Genomic DNA, 22,971 nt, shown 5'->3' on the forward strand with positions numbered 1-22,971 from the left:
CCGATTGCCCGAATAGTAACTTTAAAGCTTGTTTTACAGGCGGAAATTTTCGCCTGCTCTTGACATGCTCGAATCGACACTGTTATATATAAAGCAAGGGCTGAATGCTCATTTGAGAGCCTTCAGCCCAATCATTATCATAGAAGATTACATTTACAGAGTTTTATTCACACACTCTGGATGAATGGCTTCTATTGAAACCAACGGAATCAGAGCAAAGAGATATATTCGAGCTACTCCATCGTAGACGCAAGAAATCTTCAACGATTTTCTGTTCCCAGTATGAGTTCGAGGAGTGGTACGATCAACTGGGTGGTGATGCCAGTCCTCTGGCAGATGCAATCATTGACCGTATTGCTCATGACAGTTATCGCATTAACATTACAAGTATTGATGCTGAACATGACATCTCAATGCGTGAGGTTTATGGATTAGCCAAGACATTACGCGAGTAAACTCGCATAAGCGGTTCCCACCAGCCCGGACAGACGGTTTCCCGTCTGCCGGACTGGCGGTGTTACCGCACAAGAATATTCACATTTACAGAGTTTTATTCACACACTCTTGTGCCACCAGTGTTGTCACAATTTCATTATTGTATCATGAAAAATATAAATACACAAAAACAGGAAACGACTATAATCGCAATCACTCAAGTAAGAGACAAAAAACACTTTTACCATGATTGGTAAAAATATTTTTATTTTAGTGACACAATTTTAAAATTTTTATTAATTTGTGGCACTAACTTACACTAATATTTACTTTTCCCAATAGAAAATCAACAATATTTATATGAGAAATTCCATCTCTAGAATAATCGAATCTATCTAATGAAAATACATACTTAGGAGCTGCATCGCTTATAGGCTTAAATGCTCCAAACTCTCGTTCAATCGTTTCTCTGCTTCCAAGATAATATGCAACTTGAATAAAACATTTTTTACGACCATCAATAACAACAAAATCAATTTCACCCTTGTATGTTTTTCCTGTAAATACCTCATAATCCCTTGAAACCAGTTCATTATAAATGATATTCTCTAAGAAAAAAGTATCTTCAAAATTTACCAAATTTGTATTTATCATACGAAAACCTGTATCAACAGCGTACTGTTTTTCAATATATGACATTGCTTGCTTTCCCACAATATTGAATCTTTTCACTCGATCTATCAGGCACGCTTTGTCCATCTTGTCAAGATATCTGTATATTGTTTTACGGTCTAGACTTTCTCCATTTTGATTTTCAAAATAGTTTTCTATATTTTTACTTGAAAATTCTTTTCCAGCATTTGCCATAATATACCCTGCTATCTTTTCAAAATTCTGCCTATTTATTTTTGATCTATCAGTTATGATATCTTTATCAAGGATGCCAAAATATGTTTGTTCAAGATATCTCTTAATATCACTTTCTTTAGAAAATGAAAATCTCAATGGGAATCCACCCCAATTGATATAATCAATAATAAATTCATCGGGTGTCTGATTTTTTCCAATTATTTTAATATATTCATAACTTTCCGCAAAAGAAAATGGCATTATCCTAAATTCAACACACCGCCCCACCAAAAGTGTTGCCATCTTTCCTGACAACAGTTTAGAATTACTGCCTGTAATAAAAATATCACAATTAATTGTAGCCCTCAAAGAAGCCAATACCTTTTCAAAACTTCTCACATGCTGAATTTCATCAAGGAATATTAAATATTTATCTTTATCCTTGATTTGTTTTATTATATAGTTATTCAGTTTTTCAGATGTACGGATTTTTTCAAACTGTAAATCTTCAAAATTAATCCGTATAATATGTGTCTTATCAAAACCATTTGAAACAAACTCTTCTTCAATCTGCTCAAGCAGAATAGATTTACCACAACGTCTTACGCCTGTTAAAACTTTTATCAGATCAACATCGTAATACGGACGAATTTTTTGTAAATATCTTTCACGTTTAATATACATACGCATTTACTCCTAAAATAGATTGCTATTATTATGCCACAAATTTAAAATTTTTCAAGATTTGTGGCACATATTTATTTAATCATAAATTCCATCCCTTCCATACATCAGGCTGATATCCAAGTGTAGATTGCTTTCCATTTATTTCTTACTACTAGTGTTTTAATTATCTGTAGACTCTCAAGTACCTTTTCAAGCTTATCTTCATCTGTAATATACTTAATAAGAGCAAGTAAATCCTTGTCTTTCCCATCCCAGTTAATCATATTCTCTAATCCACCATTTTCCTGAGCTACTGAATTAAATTCCCCTTGCTCATGCCTTTTTCTTTCATATCAATAAACTGATACTTTATGCCACGCTCCTTGAAGAAACGTTCTGCTTTCTTTGTATCGTTGCATTTCTTTGTTCCAAATATCTGTATATTCATTTCAATTTTCCTCTCTATACTACCTGTAGAATGGTCCTTAAAACTTACTTGCCTACCATCAAAAGATTTCGCTACCTAAATCTCCACAGTCTATATTATTCCTTATCTATTTGCCCATATACCTTCCTTAAATACCACCCATTTCAGAATAATAATTCTTCAAATCTTCTTGAAGTTGTATTTTTACTTTGTCCCAATCTTCTTTTCCCATCTGACTATACAAAGCATGATTCATCGCAATCACACTTAAATCCTTCGAATAATAGAGAAATCTTTTTCGCTCAAATTTTTCAAATGGATTGGTAAGCATATTCCTGCAAATTGCTTTTCGATCCTTAAGCATTTTTTCATTATACGGGCAGGTACTTCGATCTACCTGAAGCCCCCGCCTTATTCTATCCTGATAAAATGCAATATAATCATCTAAAACATCATCTATTTTTGCATCTCCGATAGAATTAATATATTTAATAACCGCCAGCATAAACGGCATCTTATAGGACAGGGAATAATCTCTTTCCTCTAAAAAATCAAAAAAATCTTGTTTAATAGTGCTGTCATTATGCTCTTTTATATCCAACTCTTTCCGATACTTCTCTACGTCCTCCGGACTAAATAGATACAATGATTTACTTCCGAATCTATATTCTACAGTAGGCACCATCTTCTTCTTTTTGATCCAACTGGTTATAGTACCTGTACTGACAAAATATTCTCTGGCTACCTGTTCCTGACTTAAATAGCTGCCATACTTGTCCTCAAATGAATTGACATCGACCTCTGTAATACGCTCAATCTTTTCTTCTATTCCATCAATAACAATCATATCTCCGAGTGTATAATCCGTTCTTGTAATATCTCCAAAAGGAACATAATACGGATTAGCAAATATGGAATGCATATTACAAGCCTTTATCATCGCACCGTACTCATCAACGACATCAATTATAATGACATTTTTCTTTACGTCGGTTTTTCGCAGCCCCCTTCCTATCTGCTGCAAATAAAGTACCTTTGACAATGTAGGTCTGGCCATAACCAAGATTCCCAGTTCCGGATAATCCCATCCTTCTGAAATCATATTGCAAGTGCATAAAAACCTGATTTTCTTCTGTTTAAATCTCTCCATCAGTCCTATCGGATTCTTTGTCTGTCCGGTATAACTGGCAGATGTAATTCCAGCACTGTTAAGCAATTTCGCCATCTCATTGGCATGATTAACATTCACGCAAAAAATAACACCTTGTCGTAACCCCGCTTCTCCTGATGTAAAATACTCTTCAAGGACATTGACTATTAATTCATTTCTTGATGTAACTCTTATTCTCTTTTCAAGATCAGCATTCACATAATCCTTACCATTAAATCGAACTTGTGAGAGATCAATATTAGTTTCTATTCTGTATACATTTGCTTTTGCAACTATTTCCTTCTCCATTGCTTCCTTTAAAGATAAAGAAGTAGAATACGTACCAAAAACTGTCTCCAATTTTTTCTTATCAGGTCGTTGATCCGTAGCCGTAAGCCCAATGGTAAATCCTGTGTTAAAATATTGAATAACCCGCTTTAATACAGGGGCTACTGCATGATGTGCTTCATCTACTACAAGATAATCATAATAATCTGGCTGTACATCAGTATAATGCCTCATCATATATGCATATGTCTTTATCTCAATTTTATCTTTTAACTCCGGTAAGGATTTTTTTATTCTTTCTTCCCAGTCCAAAAGAATATTAACCCCCGGCACCAGAATCAAACCTTTAAAATTTTGTTTCTTTCCTGCATATTCTCGTAAGTCTTCCTCCACTATTTTTGATTTACCAGCCGCAGTAGGCAATACAATTAAAAAGGCTTTTATTCCAGCCTCTCTTCGTTTTCTGATTTCTTGCAAGCTTACAGTTTGATGTTCGTATAGCGCAACTTTTCTATCTATTTTTATTCCATCATTCACAAACTCGGAAGTGTCATTTCCAAAGTATTGCTTAATATCATCTTCAATACGGTTCTCAAAAGCACAATCTTCTGTAGAAAATCGAAACAGCTTTATTCCCCACAATGTACAAGTATTCTGCTTTTTTAACTGATTTCTATATTTTTCTTCTCCAATGATTTGTGGATGATGATAGGTAACTCCATTTTCTTCAACGGCATATTTTCCATTTCTGGTTCTTACTAAATAATCAAGAAAATAATTCTTTCCACATTCATCACAAATACTATATTCTCGTGATAAATATTTTAAAGCATTCATTCCATATGCATTTGAAAAATTTTTCTCAAAATGAAGTTCCAACGGTGAAACATCTAACTGTTCTCCCCTATCACCAACAGTAACCAGATAATCCCCTGATAGTGCAATTTCTTCTTTTGAAAGATATTGCTCAACTTCAGCATGTGTATAACCTAAAAAACGGAAAACTCTTTTAAACTGATGCATATAATTGTTCTGCTTATCCGTAATTAACATGTACGAGAAAATCGGTTTTTCCGGATCATGCATACAAATATCTTCATCAATAATAACCATATCTGTACCATTATCATAAAACCTCGACTGCCCACCATTCGGATATTTCACCTGTTCTCTCAAAGAAAAATCCGGATATTGAACTAAAAAGCTATCTTTCGTAGAATTAAATTTAGCCACTTTTCATCTTCCCTTCCCGGTCTTACATCTCCAGTAATCCAGTATTCCTCTATCGCCATTTCCTTCACATCTTTTACAAAGTCAGTGAACTCATCTATCGTAAAATCAGTGAAAAATCTTCCGTTTCTTTCTCCCTCAAAATTTCCATATTTGAATGATGTATATATAATTCCATCTGATTTTAAAGCCCTACTCATCTTATTCATTACTATTCTTAATTCATCTTTCGGTAGATGAAGAATAGACGAACAAGCCCATATTCCATCATAGTAATCTACATCATCTAAATCTTGAAACAACATCTGCTTTACCTTAATCCCTGTATATTCACTTGCATATTTACAAAGTTCTCCCGATCCATCTGTTGCTGTAACATCAAATCCAGACTTTAGGAAATACAGAGTGTCTCTTCCGGATCCGCAACCAAAATCAAGAATCTTTTTTCCAGATAACAGCTGAAGAAACTTATCCTGTACTTCTTTAAAATTTACCGTAACTGTTCCTTCAATAAATGAATCTGCATTTTGGTTGTAATAATTTAACGTCTTATTTACCATAATTACCTCCGGATATCTCTACCAGAATGTCAATAATCAATTAAAGTGTATCATAATACTCTAATTTCAGCTATACTTTCAACAACCTTGCACACACTCCACCCATCAACAATAAATATAGCTTTTCCTTTTACCTTTACCTGTACTTTATCCATAGTAATTCCTCCCGCTTTACCAATCTTCTTCATCTTCATCCATTGCATCATCTACGCCATCTGCATAATCACAATCTCTTTCATATCTGTCATAGTCATAATCACCATCCATATAGATATCATCATAGCCATCATCATAAGAACTATATGTGCTCTTCTTTGTTGTAGTCCCTTTCTTGGTATCACTGCTATAAGAAGTTTTATCGTTTGTATACGATTTGCTGTTGTAGTTACTGCTGCTTGAACCCCAGTTGCTTGTACTGCTCTGTGAAGTACTGCCTGATGATGCTTTATCGCTATATGATGAACTGCTGCTTGACGTAGATGTAACACTGCTACTTCCCGTATACGGTTTATGCAAATAACAATAACTGCTTCCATTTGCCTGTTTATTATCGCATCCTGCCTCAATGCACTTAGGTTCTCTTGACACTCCTATTGAACCAATCACATACAAAATACCTGCTACTACAAAGAATATTGCCAGTCCCTGTCCCAATGAATTCTTCTTCATATGAATCAACCTCCTTAAAAAATTAAAAAACAGTAAGAGTTTATCTCTTAGTTCCTCCTAAGCTCCTCCTCAGGTCTCACACCCCTATTATACACGCACTATATGTCCAATAAAAAGGACTTCCATAGATTTCAGGCAAAAAACAAGAAACGCCTATAATCGCAAACGTGATTGCGTTTATAGTCGTTTCTTGTTTTTATCTCTCTAAATCTCTATATTCTTTTTATGATATCTCTTACTGCTCTTTTGTCAGCAGCAGCATAATATCATTGGAACGTGCAATGAACTTCGTCATAGCTTCCGGTGAAAGCGGTGCATTCTGCAGCACTGCCAGATCGTAAAGCTGTTCACACATCAGCATGACATTCTCGCCATCCTTATGCTCCATGATATACTGTACCAGCGGATGATTTGCATTCAGTACAAGTGTTGCACCGTCTTCGGAACCAAAGCCAGGCATCATGCCACCGCCGTACATCTTCATCATATCCTGCATACGTCTTGTTTCTTCGGAAATCGTAAGCATGGAGGCAACCTTCTTGTTTTTCAGCTTATCCAGCTTAACTGTCAGGTTTTCTCTCTTGAGTGCCTTCTTCATTGCCTTTTCGATCTCTTCTGCAGCTTCATCCAGTTCCTTCTGTGCCTTCTTGGAAGTCTTAGCCTTGAAGGAATCTGTCAGGTCTGCATCGATTCTCTTGAATTTCACATTCGGATTCTTGCTTTCCAGCTGTGATACAAACGGCTGATCAATGCTGTGTGTCAAAATGACTGCATCCATCTTTGCCTGTTTGAACATATTGATGTACTGGCTCTGCTGCTGTTCATCCGTTACATAGTAGATGATCTTCTCTTTCGGTTCTTCATCCTCTGTCTTTTCAGCATCTGCGTCTGCGTCTGCATCTACGACTTCAGCTTCTACCTGATTGCCATTCTCATCCGTTGCCTTTTCTTCTTCGCTGTCAATCGGCTTTGTCTCTAAGCATTCCGGTAATGTCTCATAATTGCCGTCCAAATTCTTGAACAGGATATAATCGTTCATCTTTTCACAGAACTTGTCATCCTTTAAGCAGCCGAATTTAATGAATGGGCTGATATCGTCCCAGTATTTCTCGTACTCTTCTTTATCGGTCTTGCACATACCGGAAAGCTTGTCTGCCACCTTCTTGGCAATGTACTCTGAGATTTTCTTGACAAATCCGTCATTCTGCAGTGCGGAACGGGATACGTTCAGCGGCAGATCCGGACAGTCGATAACACCCTTCAAGAGCATCAGAAATTCCGGAATGACTTCCTTGATATTATCTGCGATAAATACCTGATTATTGTACAGTTTGATCGTTCCCTCGATTGATTCATATTCCATGTTGATCTTCGGGAAGTATAAAATACCTTTCAGGTTAAACGGATAATCCATATTCAGATGGATCCAGAATAATGGCTCCTTATAATCCTTGAATACCTTGCGGTAGAAGTCAATATATTCTTCTCTGGTGCATTCATTTGGATGCTTTGTCCAAAGTGGATGTGTATCATTCATCAGTTCCGGACGTTTTTTGATACGGAGCTTTTTCACCTTTTCTGTCTTTTCAGGCTCGCCGTCCTTTGCCGGTGTCTTTACTTCATCTTCAAACTCTTCTACAACTTCATCAGTGTCCAGTTTTTCTTCCGGTTTGATGATCTGTACTTCTGTTTCTTCTGCCTTGCTGACATAAATTTCTGTTGGCATGAAAGAACAGTATTTCTTAATGACTTCTTTTGCCTTGTATTCATTACAGAATTCCAGGCAGTCCTCATTCAGATACAGTGTGATCTTTGTACCGACCTGATCCCAGTCGCCGTCTTCCATATCGAATTCGCTGCCACCGTCACATTCCCAGTGAACCGGCTTTGCATCTTTCTTATAAGACAGTGTATCGATCGTTACCTTATCGGATACCATAAATGCGGAATAGAAACCAAGTCCGAAATGACCGATGATCTGATCCTCATTTGTCTTGTCTTTATACTTTTCTATGAAATCAGTCGCACCGGAAAAGGCAATCTGGTTGATGTATTCATCTACCTCATCTTCTGTCATACCAAGACCGTTATCAATGATCTGGATCGTTTTTGCCTTTGGATCGAGTACAACCTTGATCTGATCCTTATATCCTTCCGGAAGCTCGTACTCTCCCATCATTTCCAGCTTTTTCAGTTTTGTGATCGCATCACAACCGTTTGAAATGAGCTCACGATAAAAAATATCATGATCGGAATAAAGCCATTTCTTAATAATAGGAAAAATATTATCACTGTTGATAGACAGTGAACCATGTGTCTGTGCCATAACTATCACATTCCTTTCTTACTTCAGTTTTCCCTGTTATCCAGTGTAGTCCTCCCTCATTTAAAAGTCAAGAAAAAATTAGCACTCATTTTAAATGAGTGCTAATAATCTGCTGTAATACTGATTATATGGGCATTTGCGCATTTCTAAAACTTTTATAAACTGCCCAGTTTTTCATTATAGACATCAAAAAATGTCTTGGTTGTCACTGCCTCATCATGGATAAAGGAGATATTCTTCCAGAGCTTTTCATTCAGATTCCGGATCTGTGTCTGCAGAAATTCATCATAAATCTGCGAGAACGCTTCTTCCTTTCTCTTTTCCATGATCTTCTGCTTATTGGCATCTGTCTGCTCTCTGTCAAGTGTCGAAATACATTTCAGGATATAATATCCGTCATCTGTTTCGATCAGGGAACTGATCTCTCCGTTTCCCAGATCAAAGGCTGCATCTTCAAGTGCCTTGGGCTTTTCGCCTTTTCCAAAAGAAACCGTGATCGAACTTTCTTCATTGTAGGTCTGCGCCAGTGTATCAAAATCTTCCCCGCTCTGCAGCTTACGCAGGATGTTTTCCGCACGCTGCTTTGCGAGTGCCTTACTTGCATCTGTATAAGGCGTTCTGTTACCGTCGCCATCCTGAGAATAGGTCTTGATCATGATCTGCTCCAGTGTCACTGTTCTTGCTTCATCATCGCTGATCTCCGGATTGGTATCCTGAATGATCAGATCATAAATCTTATTGGCAAGCGCATATTCCCGGTACATATCCTGTGTTTTTTTCTCAGTCAGCCCGAGCTTTTCCACTTCTGTATCATTCAGGGAAGAAAAATATGTCTCTGCCGCGGAAAGCACCGCTGCCTCTTCTTCCTCGGAGAGCGTTACCTGCCTGCTCTCTGCCAGAAGATTCATGGTCTTGATCTGTGCCAGACGTGCCAGCACTACATTTTTGACCTTATCCTCCAGTGTCTCGCCGTCTATACTACGGCTCCAGATCTGATCGCCGTATACCGCCTCATACTGGTTCTGCATATTCGTCAGATATACCATGACCTCTGACCTGTCACAACTGCTGCTCCCGATCTTAAAAACCTCATTTTCGGAAAAGCCCGTTGTCAGTACAATTTTTGTCTTGCCGTCTCCCTGCTTCTTTCCGCAGGCAGTCAGCAGGAACAAAAGAACAAGCACCAGTAAAAGCCATGGTTTACGACATCGATTGCTTTTCTGCATATTAGTTTTCATCCATCTTGCGCAGGATACTTCTTGCTACGCTGATACCGTTTGCGGAAGCCTGCTGCAGGCCACGCGTTACACCCGCACCGTCTCCGATGGCACGCAGTCCTGCCACACTTGTTTCAAAATCTTTATTGACAACTACCTTATTGGAATAGAATTTTACTTCTACGCCGTACAGCAGTGTTTCATCTGCCGCAATACCCGGTGTGACCTTGTCAAGTGCCATGATCATTTCCTCGATATCCACCATGATACGATGTGGGAATACAAGGGAAAGATCGCCCGGAACCGCATCCTTTAAAGTCGGCATCAGATTACGTCTGCAAAGACGTTCTTCTGTTGTTCTTCTGCCGCGCTTGAAATCGCCGAAGGTCTGTACTAAGATTTTGCCGCCGCACAGCATATTGGAAAGCTGTGCAATATGCTTACCGTATTCGATCGGTGTCTTAAACGGTTTTGTAAAGTTCTTGGATACCAGAATCGCAAAGTTTGTATTGTTTGTTTTATACTCTTTTGATTTATAAGCATGACCGTTTACTACGGCAAGTCCGTTTTCATAATATTCCGTTGCAACCTCGCCGGATGGATTGGTACAGAAAGTACGTACCTTATCATCAAAAGTAGGCGTATGGTAGATCAGCTTTGCTTCATACAGGTTCTCATTTAAAAACTGCATGACTTCATCACGAACCTCAACACGGACACCGATATCGACTGTACCCGGTGTTGTCTCGATGCCAACCTCTTCACATTTATCTTTAAACCAGTCAGCACCTTCTCTGCCGACTGCAGATACGATCTCATCTGCCAGATAGGTCTCGCCCTTATCTGTTGTCACGCCGACAGCTCTGCCATCTTCCACGATGATCTTTTCTACCATCGTATTGAATAACAGTTCTACGCCGCAGTCCTCTAAATGCTTCTGCAGCTTACCGTAGATCTTGTAGCCTTCTTCCGTTCCCAGATGGCGGATCGGACATTCTACCAGCTTTAAGTTGGCATTGATCGCTTTCCGGCGGATCTCGCGGATCTCCTTTTCCTTGTCGATACCATATACATTTTTGTCCGCTCCAAACTTCAGATAAATATTATCTGATTCATGGATCAGCTTGACTGTCTCATCATAGCCTAAAATCTCAGGCAGGTTACCGCCTACATCAGGAGAAAGCGAAAGCTTACCGTCTGAGAATGCCCCTGCTCCCGCAAAGCCTGTTGTAATAGAGCATGGCTTACAGCCTACACACTGCTTTGTCACACGCTTCGGGCATGTTCTCTTTTCAATGCTGCGTCCTTTTTCTATCATCAAAACCTTTAAATCCGGTTTCTTTTCCATCAGTTCATAAGCGCAGAAAATACCACCCGGTCCTGCACCGATAATGATCACGTCATACTTTTTTGCCATATTCATCTCTCCATTCTGTTTTATTACTAACCCCTGGACTTCTATTTTACTGTATTTTCCATGGATTGACAATAGATATCGATCTATCCGCACAGTAAAACAACTACTTAAGACGAATCTTAAGTAGTTGTCCTATGTAGCAGGGGAAGAGGGAATCGAACCCCCGTTAACGGTTTTGGAGACCGCCGCACTACCGCTGTACTATTCCCCTATATGTAGTTTCTTTTCGGCGGTCTATTTCAACCGCCGAAAATGATTATACCATACTACTATTTCAAAATGCAAGCATAATTTTACAAAACTTTACACAAGTGCAAGGACTCTGTCAATTGCCAGCAGATAGCCTGCAAATCCTTTGCCGTAAATCTGATCGTCACATGCCGGTTTTGTCACGGAAACAGCCCGGAAGCCCTCTCTTTTGGTGATATCCGAAATGTGGATCTCCACCTTTGGCATCGTTGTGATCGACTGCAATGCATCATGGATCGCATAACTGTAATGGGTAAATGCGCCCGGATTGATCACGATGCCCTGTGTCCCGTCGCTGTACGCTGCCTGGATCCTGTCAATGATCGCGCCTTCATGATTGCTCTGGAATACCTCGATCTCACAATTTACTTCTTCTGCCTTTTTCTGGATCATGGCAACAAGATCCGCATAGGTTTCCGTTCCGTATACTTCCGGTTCTCTGATGCCAAGAAAGTTCAGATTCGGTCCGTTAATGACTAATAGTTTCATCTGTTTTCTCCTTAATTTCTTTTATGATCTGTTCAAAGCTCTTATTATCCACATCCACGACATAAGCCGCCGCTTCTTCATAAACCGGTGCCCGCTGCAAAAGCATCTGACTGATCTTCTCCTTTGGGTCCGCGCACTGCAGAAGCGGTCTTGTCGTATCAGTTTTCAATCTTTCATAAATCGTTTCCGGCTTTGCCCGCAGATATATAACGGTTCCGAGCTTTTTCAAAAGAGCTCTGTTCTGGCTGCGCAGCGGAAGTCCGCCGCCGACCGCGATCACATGCTCCTGCTTCTGTGCAAACAGGCTTTTGATGCATGCTGTTTCCATTTCCCGGAACGCCTCTTCTCCCTGCTCACTGAAGATCGTACTGATCGTCTTCTTTTCTTTTGTCTCGATCAGCTTGTCCGTATCCACATACGGCTTTCTGACAGCATAGGATAACTTTTTCCCGATCGTGCTCTTCCCACAGCCCATATAGCCGATCAAAATAATATTACTCATGGATTCCCAACTCTTCCTTCATCTTTTGTAAAATGTGGGCAGCGGTTTCTTCCGACACCTCACATTTGTTCCACAGCTCATAAGCAATGATCCCCTGATACAACAGCATTTTCAGACCGTTCATCGTCTTTCCGCCATGTGCTTTTACCTTCTTCATGAACATCGTTTCATACGGTCTGTAAATGAGATCCACGCCTGTATGGATCTTCTCATACAATGCATCCTCCTGCACGATCACATCATCCACGTTCGGATACAGCCCAACACTTGTACACTGGATCGCCAGATAACTTCCGGTAAGCTGCAAAAGTTCTTCTTTGGAGATCACCCGGATACAGCTTCTGCCAAATGCAGCCTCAGCTTCTTTTGCCACGCGCTCTGCTTTCTCCATAGTTCTGTTATACAAAAGGATCTCCTTTGCGCCTTCACTCATACAGAGAAATGCTACCGCTCTCGCTGCACCGCCTGCACCAAGCAGAAGAACGCTCTGCTCCTTCACTGTGATACCTTCTGACTGCATGGCACGCAGAAGCCCCGGCATATCGGTATTATAGCCCTTAAAGCCGCCCTCCTGTCTGACCAGTGTATTGACTGCACCGATCTTTTCTGCCAGCGGATCGATATCCACCAGATAAGGGATGACAGCACTTTTATGCGGTACGGTCACATTCAGTCCCGTAAGAGACAGGGCATACGCCCCTTCCACTGCCTTTTGGACATGTTCAGCTTCTACCCGCAGCGGAACATACACAAGGTCATCGCCGCGCGTCTGTGCCAGTGTATTATGGATCACCGGCGATAATGTATGGGCGACCGGATCTCCGATCAGCCCGCAGGTCTTCGTTTTTCCATCTATCTGCATCCGTTTTCTTCCTTTCGTACCTTCTTCTGATAAAAATACAGGATCGGTTTTTCCAGATATCGTTTCAATACGATCTGTATTTCTTCCTTTTTATCGATCGGCTTTACCAGGATCGAATAGATCCCCGCCTTTTTGGCGCCCCAGATATCTGTAAAGATCTGATCGCCGATGAAAACTGTATTTTTTCGGTTGCTGCCCATTCTGACCATGGCAGCTTCATAATTTTTCGGATTCGGTTTTCCTGCTTTATATATATAACTGACGTGCACCTGATCGTTAAAGCTCTTGACACGCGGCTCCTTGTTGTTAGAAAGGAGCATAATGGAAAAGCCGAGTCCTTTCAGCCTTTCGATCAATGCCATACTTCTCTCATCTGCCGGTGCACCGTGGCATACAAGCGTATTGTCAATATCATAAATGATCGCTTCATAGCCCTGCATCCGCAGTTTTTCATAATCAATGGAATAGGCGGAATCCTGATAGGAATCCGGGTAAAAACATTGCAGCATAAATTCTCCCTAAAAAAGACACCCTTGAAAGGTGTCTTTTATTTATATTTGCATTTATTTTTGGATCACGGTGCCATCTGCATCCGAAAGCAGTACATCCTTCGGTTTTACAAAATACTGATACTGCTCTAAAACCTTATCCTTCTGCATATCGGAAATTGCACTCATCATATCCAGATTTTCAAGGCTTGCATCCTTACCGATGTAGTCATATGTATCATTCTTGCGGAATGTCAGCGAAATGTTTTCCAGATCCGCGCTGCGGCTCCTTGTGTCCTCCTGCTGTCTGTATTCCTGCTGCAGTGTGGAGATGTCTTCCTGCGCAGCCTGCATCTGCTGTTTATCCTGCTGCTTGACTTCATCGACGGAAACCTGTTTGATCTCGGGTCGGTAATTCTGATAATAACTGCCGTACTGATAAGCACTGTCAATCGTCATCTGTCCACACCTGCCTTTCCTTCTCATTCATCCATGAGATTTCTTCTACCCTATATATCGGCATAAACTGCTGTATATTTAGCTTATTTAAGCACCTTTTTCAGTTCATCCATAAAGGTATTGATGTCTTTAAATTCACGGTAAACAGAAGCGAAACGCACATAGGCAACTGCCTCTAAATTTTTCAGCTTATCCATGACCAGTTCTCCGATCACAGCACTTGGCACTTCCTTTTCTTCACGGTTGAAGATCTCTGTTTCCACTTCATCCACAAGCTGTGTGATCTGCGCCGCACTGATTGGTCTTTTATGGCAGGCACGCAAAACACCTGCTTCGATCTTGGAACGATCATAGGTTTCTCTGTTATTGTCCTTTTTAATGATGATCAGCGGGATCGTTTCTACCTTCTCATACGTTGTGAAACGCTTCTCACACTCATCACAGACTCTTCTTCTGCGAATGGAATTATTTTCATCCGCCGGTCTTGAATCGATAACTCTCGTATTTTCGTGTCCGCAAAATGGGCATTTCATAAGCTGCCTCCCCCTTTTCTTTCAGTATACTGGCATAAAAATTTTATGTCAACTTATTTGTTACAGATCCACCAGAATAATATCGGATCCGATCTGTTTGATCTTGGAATACGGAACAGTCGTCTCTTCCCCGCAGCACAAAAAGCCGAGAAGCCCGCTGTGTTCTCTTACGATCAGCTTACAGATACAGCCGGAGCATGCATCAAACTCAAGATCATATACGTTGCCCAGCTTCCTGCAGTCACGCACGCTGATCACTTCTTTCTCACATAATTCACAAAACCGCACAGGCATCCCTCTTTTTCTCTTTCTTATAGCCTATGCTTTTTTGCCGTTTCTGTGCATCTGGCTGCCGGCATCAGCCGCGCGGATGCGCCTTGGCATATACCTCGCGGATCCGGTTATGGTTCATATTGGCATAGATCTGCGTTGTGGAAATATCGGAATGTCCCAGCATTTCCTGTACGCTCTTTAAATCAGCGCCGTTTTCTACCAGATGCGCCGCAAAGGAATGGCGGAGCGTGTGCGGCGTGATATCGGCCGTAATACCTGCTTTCTTGGCATAAAACTTGATCAGCTTCCAGAAGCCCTGTCTGCTCATCGGCTTTCCGGAGCAGTTGGCAAATAAGATCTCGGAAGACTTGTCCTCCACCATCTCATCCCTGACGCCGCCCAGATAACGCGCCAGTGCATCATGCGCCTGCGTCCCGAATGGGATCATGCGTTCCTTATGCGGATCGCGGCACATAATAAAATGCATCGGCAGATTCACATCGGAAACCTTCAAAGAAATCAGCTCTGTCACACGGATGCCTGTCGCATACAAAAGCTCCAGCATTGCCTTATCCCGGATTTCCTTCGGGCTGTCCCCGTCTGCCTGGTCAAGAAGTGCCGTTACCTCACCCATGGTCAGGATCTCCGGCATTTTTTTCTCTATCTTAGGTGCTTTTAAACAAAGTGCTACATCATTCCGGATTTTTCCTTCGGAGAGCATGTACAAAAAGAAAGCCTTAATAGAAGCAATATTTCTGGAAACGGTTGCAGCCGCAAGCTTCTGTTCCTCCAGCGCATGGATATATGCCTTCAGATCCTGCTCTTTTACTGCTGCGACACTGGTAATCCCTCTTTCCTGCATAAAATGACATACTTTTAAGAGATCTCTTTTATAAGACATCTCCGTGTTGTTTGAAGTATGCTTTACATTATGTAAATACGAAATATACTCCTGAACTTCCCTCTCCATAAGAAATGTAACCCTTCCTGTATACATAGTTATGTAATCTTAAGCCTGTTAAATCTCATTATAATTGCAAATTCCGAGAAAAGCAAACACTATTTTGTGCGTTATTTTGCCAAAAAGCGGCGAAAAATAAGCAAATCGCAACATGTGGATTTTAGTGTTTTACAAGCCTACCACATCTAGTAAAATTTTTTCTAAAAGATTTTTAAAACAGTTTTGACCAGTAATGGATTTACATAACATTCTGCCAGGATCCCTATTATGGTCACCCCCAACACCGTAACAATCTTTTTGACCCGGTTTCTCTTTTTCTCTCCCGTATGATACACCTGCAGTCTGTCACTCTTCTGCCCGCCGCAAGCTGCCAGCAGGCTGATCCCCATACTGCCCGCCGGCACATAAAACAGATCCTGTGGCAGACAAAAGCTCAGGCTCAGCAAAATGCCCTTCCAGCCATAGCGCAGGATCATAACCGACAGCATACCGCCGATGCTCATCCCAAAATACATCACAACGCCGGCAAGAAACAACTGTCCTGCGGCTGTCATGCCGACCAGCGCAATGCCGATCCCCAGCAAGCCCCTTCGTTTCAGCAGATACCAAAAGTAGTCCCGATAACCGATCTCCAGAAACGAGATCTGCATCAGGCTCTGGATACCCAGAAAATCCGTTTCCTGACAGCCGATCATATAAATATATAAAACGCCCAGTACAAAGCCTGCCAGAAACAGTATGACCTGTTTCTGCACCTTTCCGATATTCAATACGCAGACACCCCTCCCTTGCCATGCAGGTTATTATCCAAAAGCTTGTTCCTGCTTTCATGGATTCTATGCATTATATGCAGAGAGCAAAAAAAATAGAAACAGAAGCTTGTTCTTCTGTTTCTATTTGATGTTATGCCTGATATTTTACTTTATATGCCAGCAGGGATGAGATCGTCTTGGCATCCTGCATCTTTCCGCTGTAGATCATTTCCAGAAGCTCATCGATCGTAAAAGCCTCCACGTCAATAAATTCATCTTCATCCAGATGCTGATGGCTTGGCTTTAGATCCTTTGCCACAAATACATCGATCCGTTCATCACAAAATGCCACTGTTGTCCGAAGTGAGATCAGAAATTCCAGATTTTCCTTTTCCGTTTTATAGCCGGTCTCCTCTTCCAGTTCTCTTGCCGCGCAGTCTATATACGGCTCATCTACACCGTCTCTGCCGCCTGCAGGTATCTCCAGTGTTTCCCGGTCCAGTGCATTTCTGTACTGGTGTACCATCAGGATCTTGCCGTCCGCAGTTACGGGAACAACCGCCGCTGCACCCTTATGCCCGATAAAATCCCATTTTGCTACATTACCGTTGGGAATTGCAACCGTATCTTCATATAGATCTATGATCTTCCCTTTATGGACAAGTTTTCTATCCAGTCTTTTATAGATATCCATTTTGGCTCCTACTTTTCTTCCAGTAATTTTTCAACACTGACCAGTTTCACACAGAGCGCGAACAGCTTTGCTGCAAGCTTCATTTCATCTACTGTCGGGAAGGATGGTGCAATACGGATGTTATTGTCTTCCGGATCCTTCTTATATGGATAGGTAGCACCCGCACCTGTCAGTGTCACACCTGCATCCTTACACATAGCAGCTACTTTCTTGGCACAGCCCGGTAATGTATAGAAGGAAATGAAATAACCACCCTTCGGGTCTGTCCATTTACCGATCTCCAGTCCGCCAAGCTCTGCTTCCAGCACTTCATGTACTGCCTCAAATTTCGGACGGAGGCTGTCTGCCATTTTTACCATATGTGCTTTCATGCCTTCGATATCGCCGAAATATTTCACATGTCTGAGCTGATTGATCTTATCATAACCGATCGTCTGGATCGTCATTGTCTTTTTAAACCATTCACGGTTTTTCTCGGATGTTGCAACTGCTGCAACGCCGGAACCTGAGAATGTTACCTTAGAAGTTGAGCAGAATTCAAATACCAGATCAGGATGTCCTGCCTTTTCGCATTCCTCGATGATATCCAGAATTTCAACAGGCTGATCCGGATATAAATGATGCATGGCATATGCATTATCCCAGTAAATACGGAAGTCCTCTGCAGCCGGTTTCAGGGCAGCAAATCTTCTGACAACCTCATCGGAATAGCAGACACCTTCCGGATTGGAGTATTTCGGTACACACCAGATGCCCTTTACACTGCTGTCATTTTCTACATATTTTTCTACCAGATCCATATCCGGTCCATCCTCATGCATCGGAATATTGATCATTTCAATGCCAAACTGCTCTGTGATCGCAAAGTGTCTGTCATATCCCGGAACCGGGCAAAGGAACTTCACATGCTCCTGCTTGCACCATGGCTCACTGCCACAGACACCAAATGCATAAGAACGTGCAACTGTATCATACATAATCGGAAGACTTGCATTACCACATACGATCATATTCTCGCTCTTTGTGCCTACCATACCTGCCATAAGTCTTTTTGCTTCCGGAATACCATCCAGAACACCGTAGTTGCGGCAGTCTGTGCCATCCTCAGAAACAAGCTCAGAAGAAGAATTCAGGACATCCATAATGCCCATGGAAAATCCCAACTGCTCAGGAGACGGTTTTCCTCTTGCCATATTCAGGCTCAGTCCTTTACTCTTCGCATCTGCGTACTCTTTATTGAGAGCACCCTGTAATTCCAATAACTCATCACGACTTAATTCTTTGTACGATTTCATAGTGATAAAGCTCCTTCCTTTGAATCCATGCATAATTGTATACAATTCTGTCTACGGTTATCCATTTTACTACAGATCCATTCGTATGACAAGAATAATTTCTCAAAAAGGCAAAAAAATTACCAAAACTTGATATCAAGTTTTGGTAATTTTGTCTTTAATCTTCAATATCTTCGTTTGCTGCCACTGCGGATACTACCGAACTGACAACTGCTACGATCACTGCAATAATAATAACCAGTAAACCACCTGCTAATAGGATAAACATCGTATCACTCCATATCAATCAAATTTATTGCTTACGCTGTTTGTAGTATACCACAGCTTTGTCCAAATGAAAAGACTTAGATCTGCAGCTTATGCAAAAAAGACAGCCGATCTTACGATCGACTGCCTTCCATTTTCATTTGTTATTTCGCATAATCTGTTACACGAGACTCTCTGATCACATTTACCTTGATCTGACCCGGATACTCAAGCTCTTCTTCAATCTGCTTTGAAATATTCCTTGCCAGAAGTACCATATCTGTATCAGATACCTGTTCCGGAACTACCATTACACGAATCTCTCTACCTGCCTGAATAGCAAAAGATTTGTCTACACCTTTGAAATTGTTGGTTATTTCTTCTAATTGTTTTAATCTGGTCGTATACGTCTCCAAAGTCTCTCTACGTGCCCCAGGTCTTGCTGCGGATATCGTATCAGCTGCCTGAACGATACATGCAATCAAGGACTGCGGTTCTACATCACCATGATGAGACTCAACAGCATTTATAACAATCGGAGACTCTTTGTATTTTCTACATAATTCTGCACCCAGCTGGATATGAGAGCCTTCTCTTTCATGATCGACGGCTTTACCGATATCATGCAGAAGTCCCGCTCTCTTTGCCATGCGGATATCTAAGCCCATCTCAGCGGCAAGCAGTCCTGATAACTGTGCTACCTCGATAGAATGTTTTAAGGCGTTCTGACCATAACTGGTTCTGAACTTCATCTTTCCAAGTAATCTGACAAGTTCCGGATGAATACCATGCACACCAACTTCCAGTGTAGCGGCTTCTCCTTCTTCCTTGATCATTACTTCGACTTCTTTCTGTGCCTTTTCAACCATTTCCTCAATTCTGGCCGGATGGATTCTACCATCAACGATCAGTTTCTCAAGGGCGATCCTTGCAACTTCACGTCTGATTGGATCAAAACCGGATAATACAACAGCTTCCGGTGTGTCATCGATGATCAGATCAACGCCTGTTAATGTCTCGAGGGTTCTGATATTTCTACCCTCACGACCTATGATGCGTCCTTTCATTTCATCGCTAGGCAACTGTACAACCGATACAGTTGTCTCTGATACATGATCTGCAGCACATTTCTGGATTGCATTTACCACATACTCTTTGGCCTTCTTGTCAGCCTCTTCCTTGGCTCTGCTCTCCATTTCTTTGATCATGACAGCAGTTTCATGTTTCACTTCATCTTCAACAATCTTCAACAAATATTCTTTTGCCTGTTCAGAGGTCAATCCTGAGATTCGTTCCAGTTCCCGTACTCTTTGCTCGTTCAAGCTGGCAATTTCTTTTTTCTGCTTTGCCAGTTCCTCTTCTCTTGCGATAATGCTTGCTTCCTTCTTCTCGATCGCATCGGATTTCTTATCGATGTTCTCTTCCTTCTGCTGGATGCGGCGTTCATAACGCTGTACCTCAGCTCTGCGGTCTTTGATCTCTTTGTCCAGCTCGTTCTTTGTACGAATGGATTCTTCCTTTACTTCCAGAAGACTTTCACGCTTCTTGGCTTCCGCAGTCTTTAACGCATCATCAATGATCTGACGCGCCTTTTCATCTGCATTTCCAAGCTTGCTCTCTACGTCCTTCTGATATTTGGAAGTCGCGATCTTCGCAGTGACCGGAATAGCAATGGCAAGAGCAACAATTACTGCTATAACTGCAATTGCGATTGGCGGCATGTACAGGAGCACCTCCTTATTCATTTTTCATTGTACTTATATTATCTATAGAATGTATGTAGACGACATCCTAATATCTAATTTTACAACACTTCAATTTTAAACTGTATTAGATGTTATGTCAAGTATTAGTGGTTTTTTAACTTTCTATTTGTATAAATCTTCCAATAAATCTGCCGATAATGCATCTTTTATCAAAGACATGGCATACCCCTTCCGAAGCAGATACTGTATGACCTTTGCCGATTCCCGCGGATCCGCAGGAAACTGTCCATGATTCTTTTTTTGTGCAAGTTGCTGAATCTGGCGGATCTGCAGCTCCCGCACCGCTTCTTCATCCTGCTCTTCCAGACAGGCATTTATGATATCACCGTCAATGCCCTTCTCCATCAGCTTCTGCCGGATCCTGAGAGGACTCTCCGATGCCATATGATAGGAAATATAATCCCTTGCATAGGCTTCATCATCAATGTAGCCATATGATTTGACATAGGCAAGTGCAACATCTATGATTTCTTCCGGGTATTTCCCCTCCGCAAGCTTCTGCCTTAGCTTTTTCTCCGTATAGGGGCGTTTTGTCAGAAGGTTCATGGCACGCAGTTTTGCCCTTTTTGGCAAAATCTCCTGCACAAGCTCCTGATAAGCAGTCTGTGCAAGAGGCTTTCCAACTGCGATCTTATATTTTCGGATCTCGCCTTTGTATAATACAAAGGCGAATTCTTCATCCAGATATACCTGATATCTTTTTTTATCCAGTTCCACAAGTCCCGTAACAACCTGTTCCATACTTCTTATTCTTTCGCTTTGGCTTTTGTCTCAGGCTTTGCATCTGTATCTGCTTTAGCCGGATCTGCTTCCAGTCCGAACAGCTCACGTACCTGTGCTTCTATCTTGGCGCACACTTCCGGATTGTCACGCAAAAACTGCTTTGCATTTTCACGTCCCTGTCCGATCTTATTGCCATCGTAGGCATACCATGCACCGCTCTTGTTGACGATACCGTTCTCCGCTGCCAGATCCAGGATATCGCCCTCTTTTGAAATACCGGTACCGAACATGATATCGAACTCAGCCTCTTTAAACGGCGGTGCGATCTTATTCTTGACAACCTTGATCCTTGTACGGTTACCGATCGTCTCACCGCTCTGCTTCAACTGCTCGATTCTTCTGACATCCAGACGGACAGAAGAATAGAACTTCAGCGCGCGTCCACCTGTCGTCGTCTCCGGGTTACCGAACATAACACCGACCTTTTCACGCAGCTGGTTGATAAAAATAACGGTACAGTTAGACTTGCTGATCACGGCTGTCAGCTTACGCAGCGCCTGCGACATCAGACGTGCCTGCAGACCGACATGGGAATCGCCCATATCACCATCAATCTCTGCCTTTGGTGTCAGTGCTGCAACAGAGTCCACAACAATAATATCGATCGCGCCGGAACGCACCATTGTCTCCGTGATTTCCAGTGCCTGCTCACCGCTGTCCGGCTGTGAAATATATAAGTTATCAATATCTACCCCGATATTCTTGGCATAGACAGGATCCAGTGCATGCTCTGCATCAATGAAGCCTGCGATACCGCCACGCTTCTGTACCTCTGCGATCATATGCAGTGTTACCGTTGTCTTACCACTGGACTCAGGTCCGTAAATCTCTACGATACGTCCCTTCGGAATACCGCCAAGTCCCAGCGCGATATCCAGACTCAATGAGCCTGTAGGTACAGTTTCCACATTCATTCTTGCTGTATTGTCACCCAGCTTCATAACAGCGCCCTTTCCATACTGGCGTTCAATCTGTGACAGAGCTGCGTCAAGTGCTTTCAGTTTATCTTCTCTTTCCATTTTTCTCTCCTTATAGGAACATCTGTTCGTTCTGCTATCAGAATAAAACAAACGTTCGATTTTGTCAATAGACTATCTTCTTTTATTTTTGAGTATATCATTTCTTTTGCCTGCAGGCAATTTATGTTCTTATTATACACGGATAAAGTACGTTATAAGTCCCTCAATAAGCATTCACCCCTTCTTTTTTTATTTTTTTCTGTGAAATCTCCGGTGAATGACCGGATTGACTGGCATGAGCCATTAGAAAACAGGTCTTTCAGATAAGACCTGTTTAGACAATATCATATTCTTCCTTTTCCCGCAAGGAAAAAAATCCGCACCATACAGAAACCAAAAATCTGTTCCATACAGAGACGAGATTCC

The 22,971-nt window shown here is 41.5% G+C and carries 21 protein-coding genes, 1 tRNA gene and 2 pseudogenes; 1 reads left to right on the forward strand and 23 read right to left on the reverse strand.

Features of this window, described 5'->3' with window-relative positions; genetic code table 11:
- Positions 1-176 precede the first annotated feature (176 nt).
- Positions 177-455: pseudogene (locus KQI22_RS09175) on the forward strand (ATP-binding protein); the annotation flags it as partial.
- A 289-nt stretch (positions 456-744) separates the two neighbouring features.
- On the opposite strand, the gene KQI22_RS09180 reads toward KQI22_RS09175, so the two are convergent.
- From KQI22_RS09180 to recA, 23 genes and pseudogenes are all read right to left on the reverse strand, one after another.
- Complete coding sequence (locus KQI22_RS09180; protein WP_216551784.1) at positions 745-1,968, reverse strand: ATP-binding protein; 1,224 nt, start codon at positions 1,966-1,968, stop codon at positions 745-747.
- Between the two features lie 82 nt (positions 1,969-2,050).
- Positions 2,051-2,398 (reverse strand): annotated as a pseudogene (locus tag KQI22_RS14135) (arsenate reductase family protein).
- Between the two features lie 127 nt (positions 2,399-2,525).
- Positions 2,526-5,048 (reverse strand): DEAD/DEAH box helicase, encoded by a 2,523-nt coding sequence (locus tag KQI22_RS09190; RefSeq protein ID WP_216551785.1) that lies wholly within the window; start codon positions 5,046-5,048, stop codon positions 2,526-2,528.
- Positions 5,012-5,605: a class I SAM-dependent methyltransferase gene (locus KQI22_RS09195; protein WP_216551786.1), complete on the reverse strand. Its 594-nt coding sequence runs from the start codon at positions 5,603-5,605 to the stop codon at positions 5,012-5,014. The genes KQI22_RS09190 and KQI22_RS09195 overlap by 37 nt, the downstream gene beginning before the upstream one ends.
- A gap of 171 nt (positions 5,606-5,776) precedes the next feature.
- Complete coding sequence (locus KQI22_RS09200) at positions 5,777-6,274, reverse strand: hypothetical protein (protein ID WP_253293586.1); 498 nt, start codon at positions 6,272-6,274, stop codon at positions 5,777-5,779.
- Positions 6,275-6,509: 235 nt separating this feature from the next.
- Positions 6,510-8,600 (reverse strand): molecular chaperone HtpG, encoded by a 2,091-nt coding sequence (htpG, locus tag KQI22_RS09205; RefSeq protein WP_216551787.1) that lies wholly within the window; start codon positions 8,598-8,600, stop codon positions 6,510-6,512.
- 155 nt (positions 8,601-8,755) lie between these two features.
- Complete coding sequence (locus KQI22_RS09210; protein ID WP_216551788.1) at positions 8,756-9,826, reverse strand: peptidylprolyl isomerase; 1,071 nt, start codon at positions 9,824-9,826, stop codon at positions 8,756-8,758.
- Position 9,827: 1 nt separating this feature from the next.
- Complete coding sequence (locus KQI22_RS09215; RefSeq protein WP_330623325.1) at positions 9,828-11,234, reverse strand: FAD-dependent oxidoreductase; 1,407 nt, start codon at positions 11,232-11,234, stop codon at positions 9,828-9,830.
- A 140-nt stretch (positions 11,235-11,374) separates the two neighbouring features.
- Positions 11,375-11,445 (reverse strand) — tRNA-Trp (locus KQI22_RS09220).
- A 92-nt stretch (positions 11,446-11,537) separates the two neighbouring features.
- On the reverse strand, positions 11,538-11,972 hold the full coding sequence (gene aroQ, locus KQI22_RS09225) for a type II 3-dehydroquinate dehydratase (RefSeq protein WP_216551790.1): 435 nt from the start codon (positions 11,970-11,972) through the stop codon (positions 11,538-11,540).
- Entirely contained in the window at positions 11,953-12,474 is a 522-nt protein-coding gene (locus KQI22_RS09230; protein WP_216551791.1) for a shikimate kinase, read from the reverse strand. The genes aroQ and KQI22_RS09230 overlap by 20 nt, the downstream gene beginning before the upstream one ends.
- Positions 12,467-13,336: a shikimate dehydrogenase gene (gene aroE / locus KQI22_RS09235; protein ID WP_216551792.1), complete on the reverse strand. Its 870-nt coding sequence runs from the start codon at positions 13,334-13,336 to the stop codon at positions 12,467-12,469. Before aroE ends, KQI22_RS09230 begins: the two co-directional genes overlap by 8 nt.
- A complete protein-coding gene (locus tag KQI22_RS09240; RefSeq protein WP_022004712.1) occupies positions 13,327-13,845 on the reverse strand; it encodes a YqeG family HAD IIIA-type phosphatase in 519 nt (172 codons plus the stop codon). Before KQI22_RS09240 ends, aroE begins: the two co-directional genes overlap by 10 nt.
- Before the next feature lie 54 nt (positions 13,846-13,899).
- The gene (locus tag KQI22_RS09245; RefSeq protein ID WP_216551793.1) at positions 13,900-14,283 is read right to left on the reverse strand and encodes a hypothetical protein; all 384 of its coding nucleotides are present in this window, start codon (positions 14,281-14,283) and stop codon (positions 13,900-13,902) included.
- An 83-nt stretch (positions 14,284-14,366) separates the two neighbouring features.
- Positions 14,367-14,816 carry a transcriptional regulator NrdR gene (nrdR, locus tag KQI22_RS09250; RefSeq protein ID WP_022004714.1) on the reverse strand — a complete coding sequence of 150 codons (450 nt, stop codon included), beginning with the start codon at positions 14,814-14,816 and terminating at the stop codon, positions 14,367-14,369.
- Positions 14,817-14,876: 60 nt separating this feature from the next.
- Entirely contained in the window at positions 14,877-15,110 is a 234-nt protein-coding gene (locus KQI22_RS09255; RefSeq protein WP_253293587.1) for a PRC-barrel domain-containing protein, read from the reverse strand.
- A 64-nt stretch (positions 15,111-15,174) separates the two neighbouring features.
- On the reverse strand, positions 15,175-16,059 hold the full coding sequence (gene xerD, locus KQI22_RS09260; protein WP_216551795.1) for a site-specific tyrosine recombinase XerD: 885 nt from the start codon (positions 16,057-16,059) through the stop codon (positions 15,175-15,177).
- A gap of 191 nt (positions 16,060-16,250) precedes the next feature.
- Positions 16,251-16,820 (reverse strand): stage II sporulation protein M, encoded by a 570-nt coding sequence (locus tag KQI22_RS09265; protein ID WP_216551796.1) that lies wholly within the window; start codon positions 16,818-16,820, stop codon positions 16,251-16,253.
- Positions 16,821-16,953: 133 nt separating this feature from the next.
- Positions 16,954-17,496 (reverse strand): NUDIX hydrolase, encoded by a 543-nt coding sequence (locus KQI22_RS09270; RefSeq protein ID WP_216551797.1) that lies wholly within the window; start codon positions 17,494-17,496, stop codon positions 16,954-16,956.
- A gap of 8 nt (positions 17,497-17,504) precedes the next feature.
- On the reverse strand, positions 17,505-18,791 hold the full coding sequence (locus KQI22_RS09275) for a PLP-dependent aminotransferase family protein (protein ID WP_216551798.1): 1,287 nt from the start codon (positions 18,789-18,791) through the stop codon (positions 17,505-17,507).
- 410 nt (positions 18,792-19,201) lie between these two features.
- A complete protein-coding gene (gene rny, locus KQI22_RS09280) occupies positions 19,202-20,758 on the reverse strand; it encodes a ribonuclease Y (protein ID WP_216551799.1) in 1,557 nt (518 codons plus the stop codon).
- Between the two features lie 147 nt (positions 20,759-20,905).
- The gene (locus KQI22_RS09285) at positions 20,906-21,544 is read right to left on the reverse strand and encodes a regulatory protein RecX (protein WP_216551800.1); all 639 of its coding nucleotides are present in this window, start codon (positions 21,542-21,544) and stop codon (positions 20,906-20,908) included.
- Positions 21,545-21,549: 5 nt separating this feature from the next.
- Entirely contained in the window at positions 21,550-22,605 is a 1,056-nt protein-coding gene (recA, locus tag KQI22_RS09290) for a recombinase RecA (protein ID WP_216551801.1), read from the reverse strand.
- Positions 22,606-22,971 lie beyond the last annotated feature (366 nt).

The organism is Kineothrix sp. MSJ-39 (assembly GCF_018917935.1).
Classification (GTDB): domain Bacteria; phylum Bacillota; class Clostridia; order Lachnospirales; family Lachnospiraceae; genus CAG-194.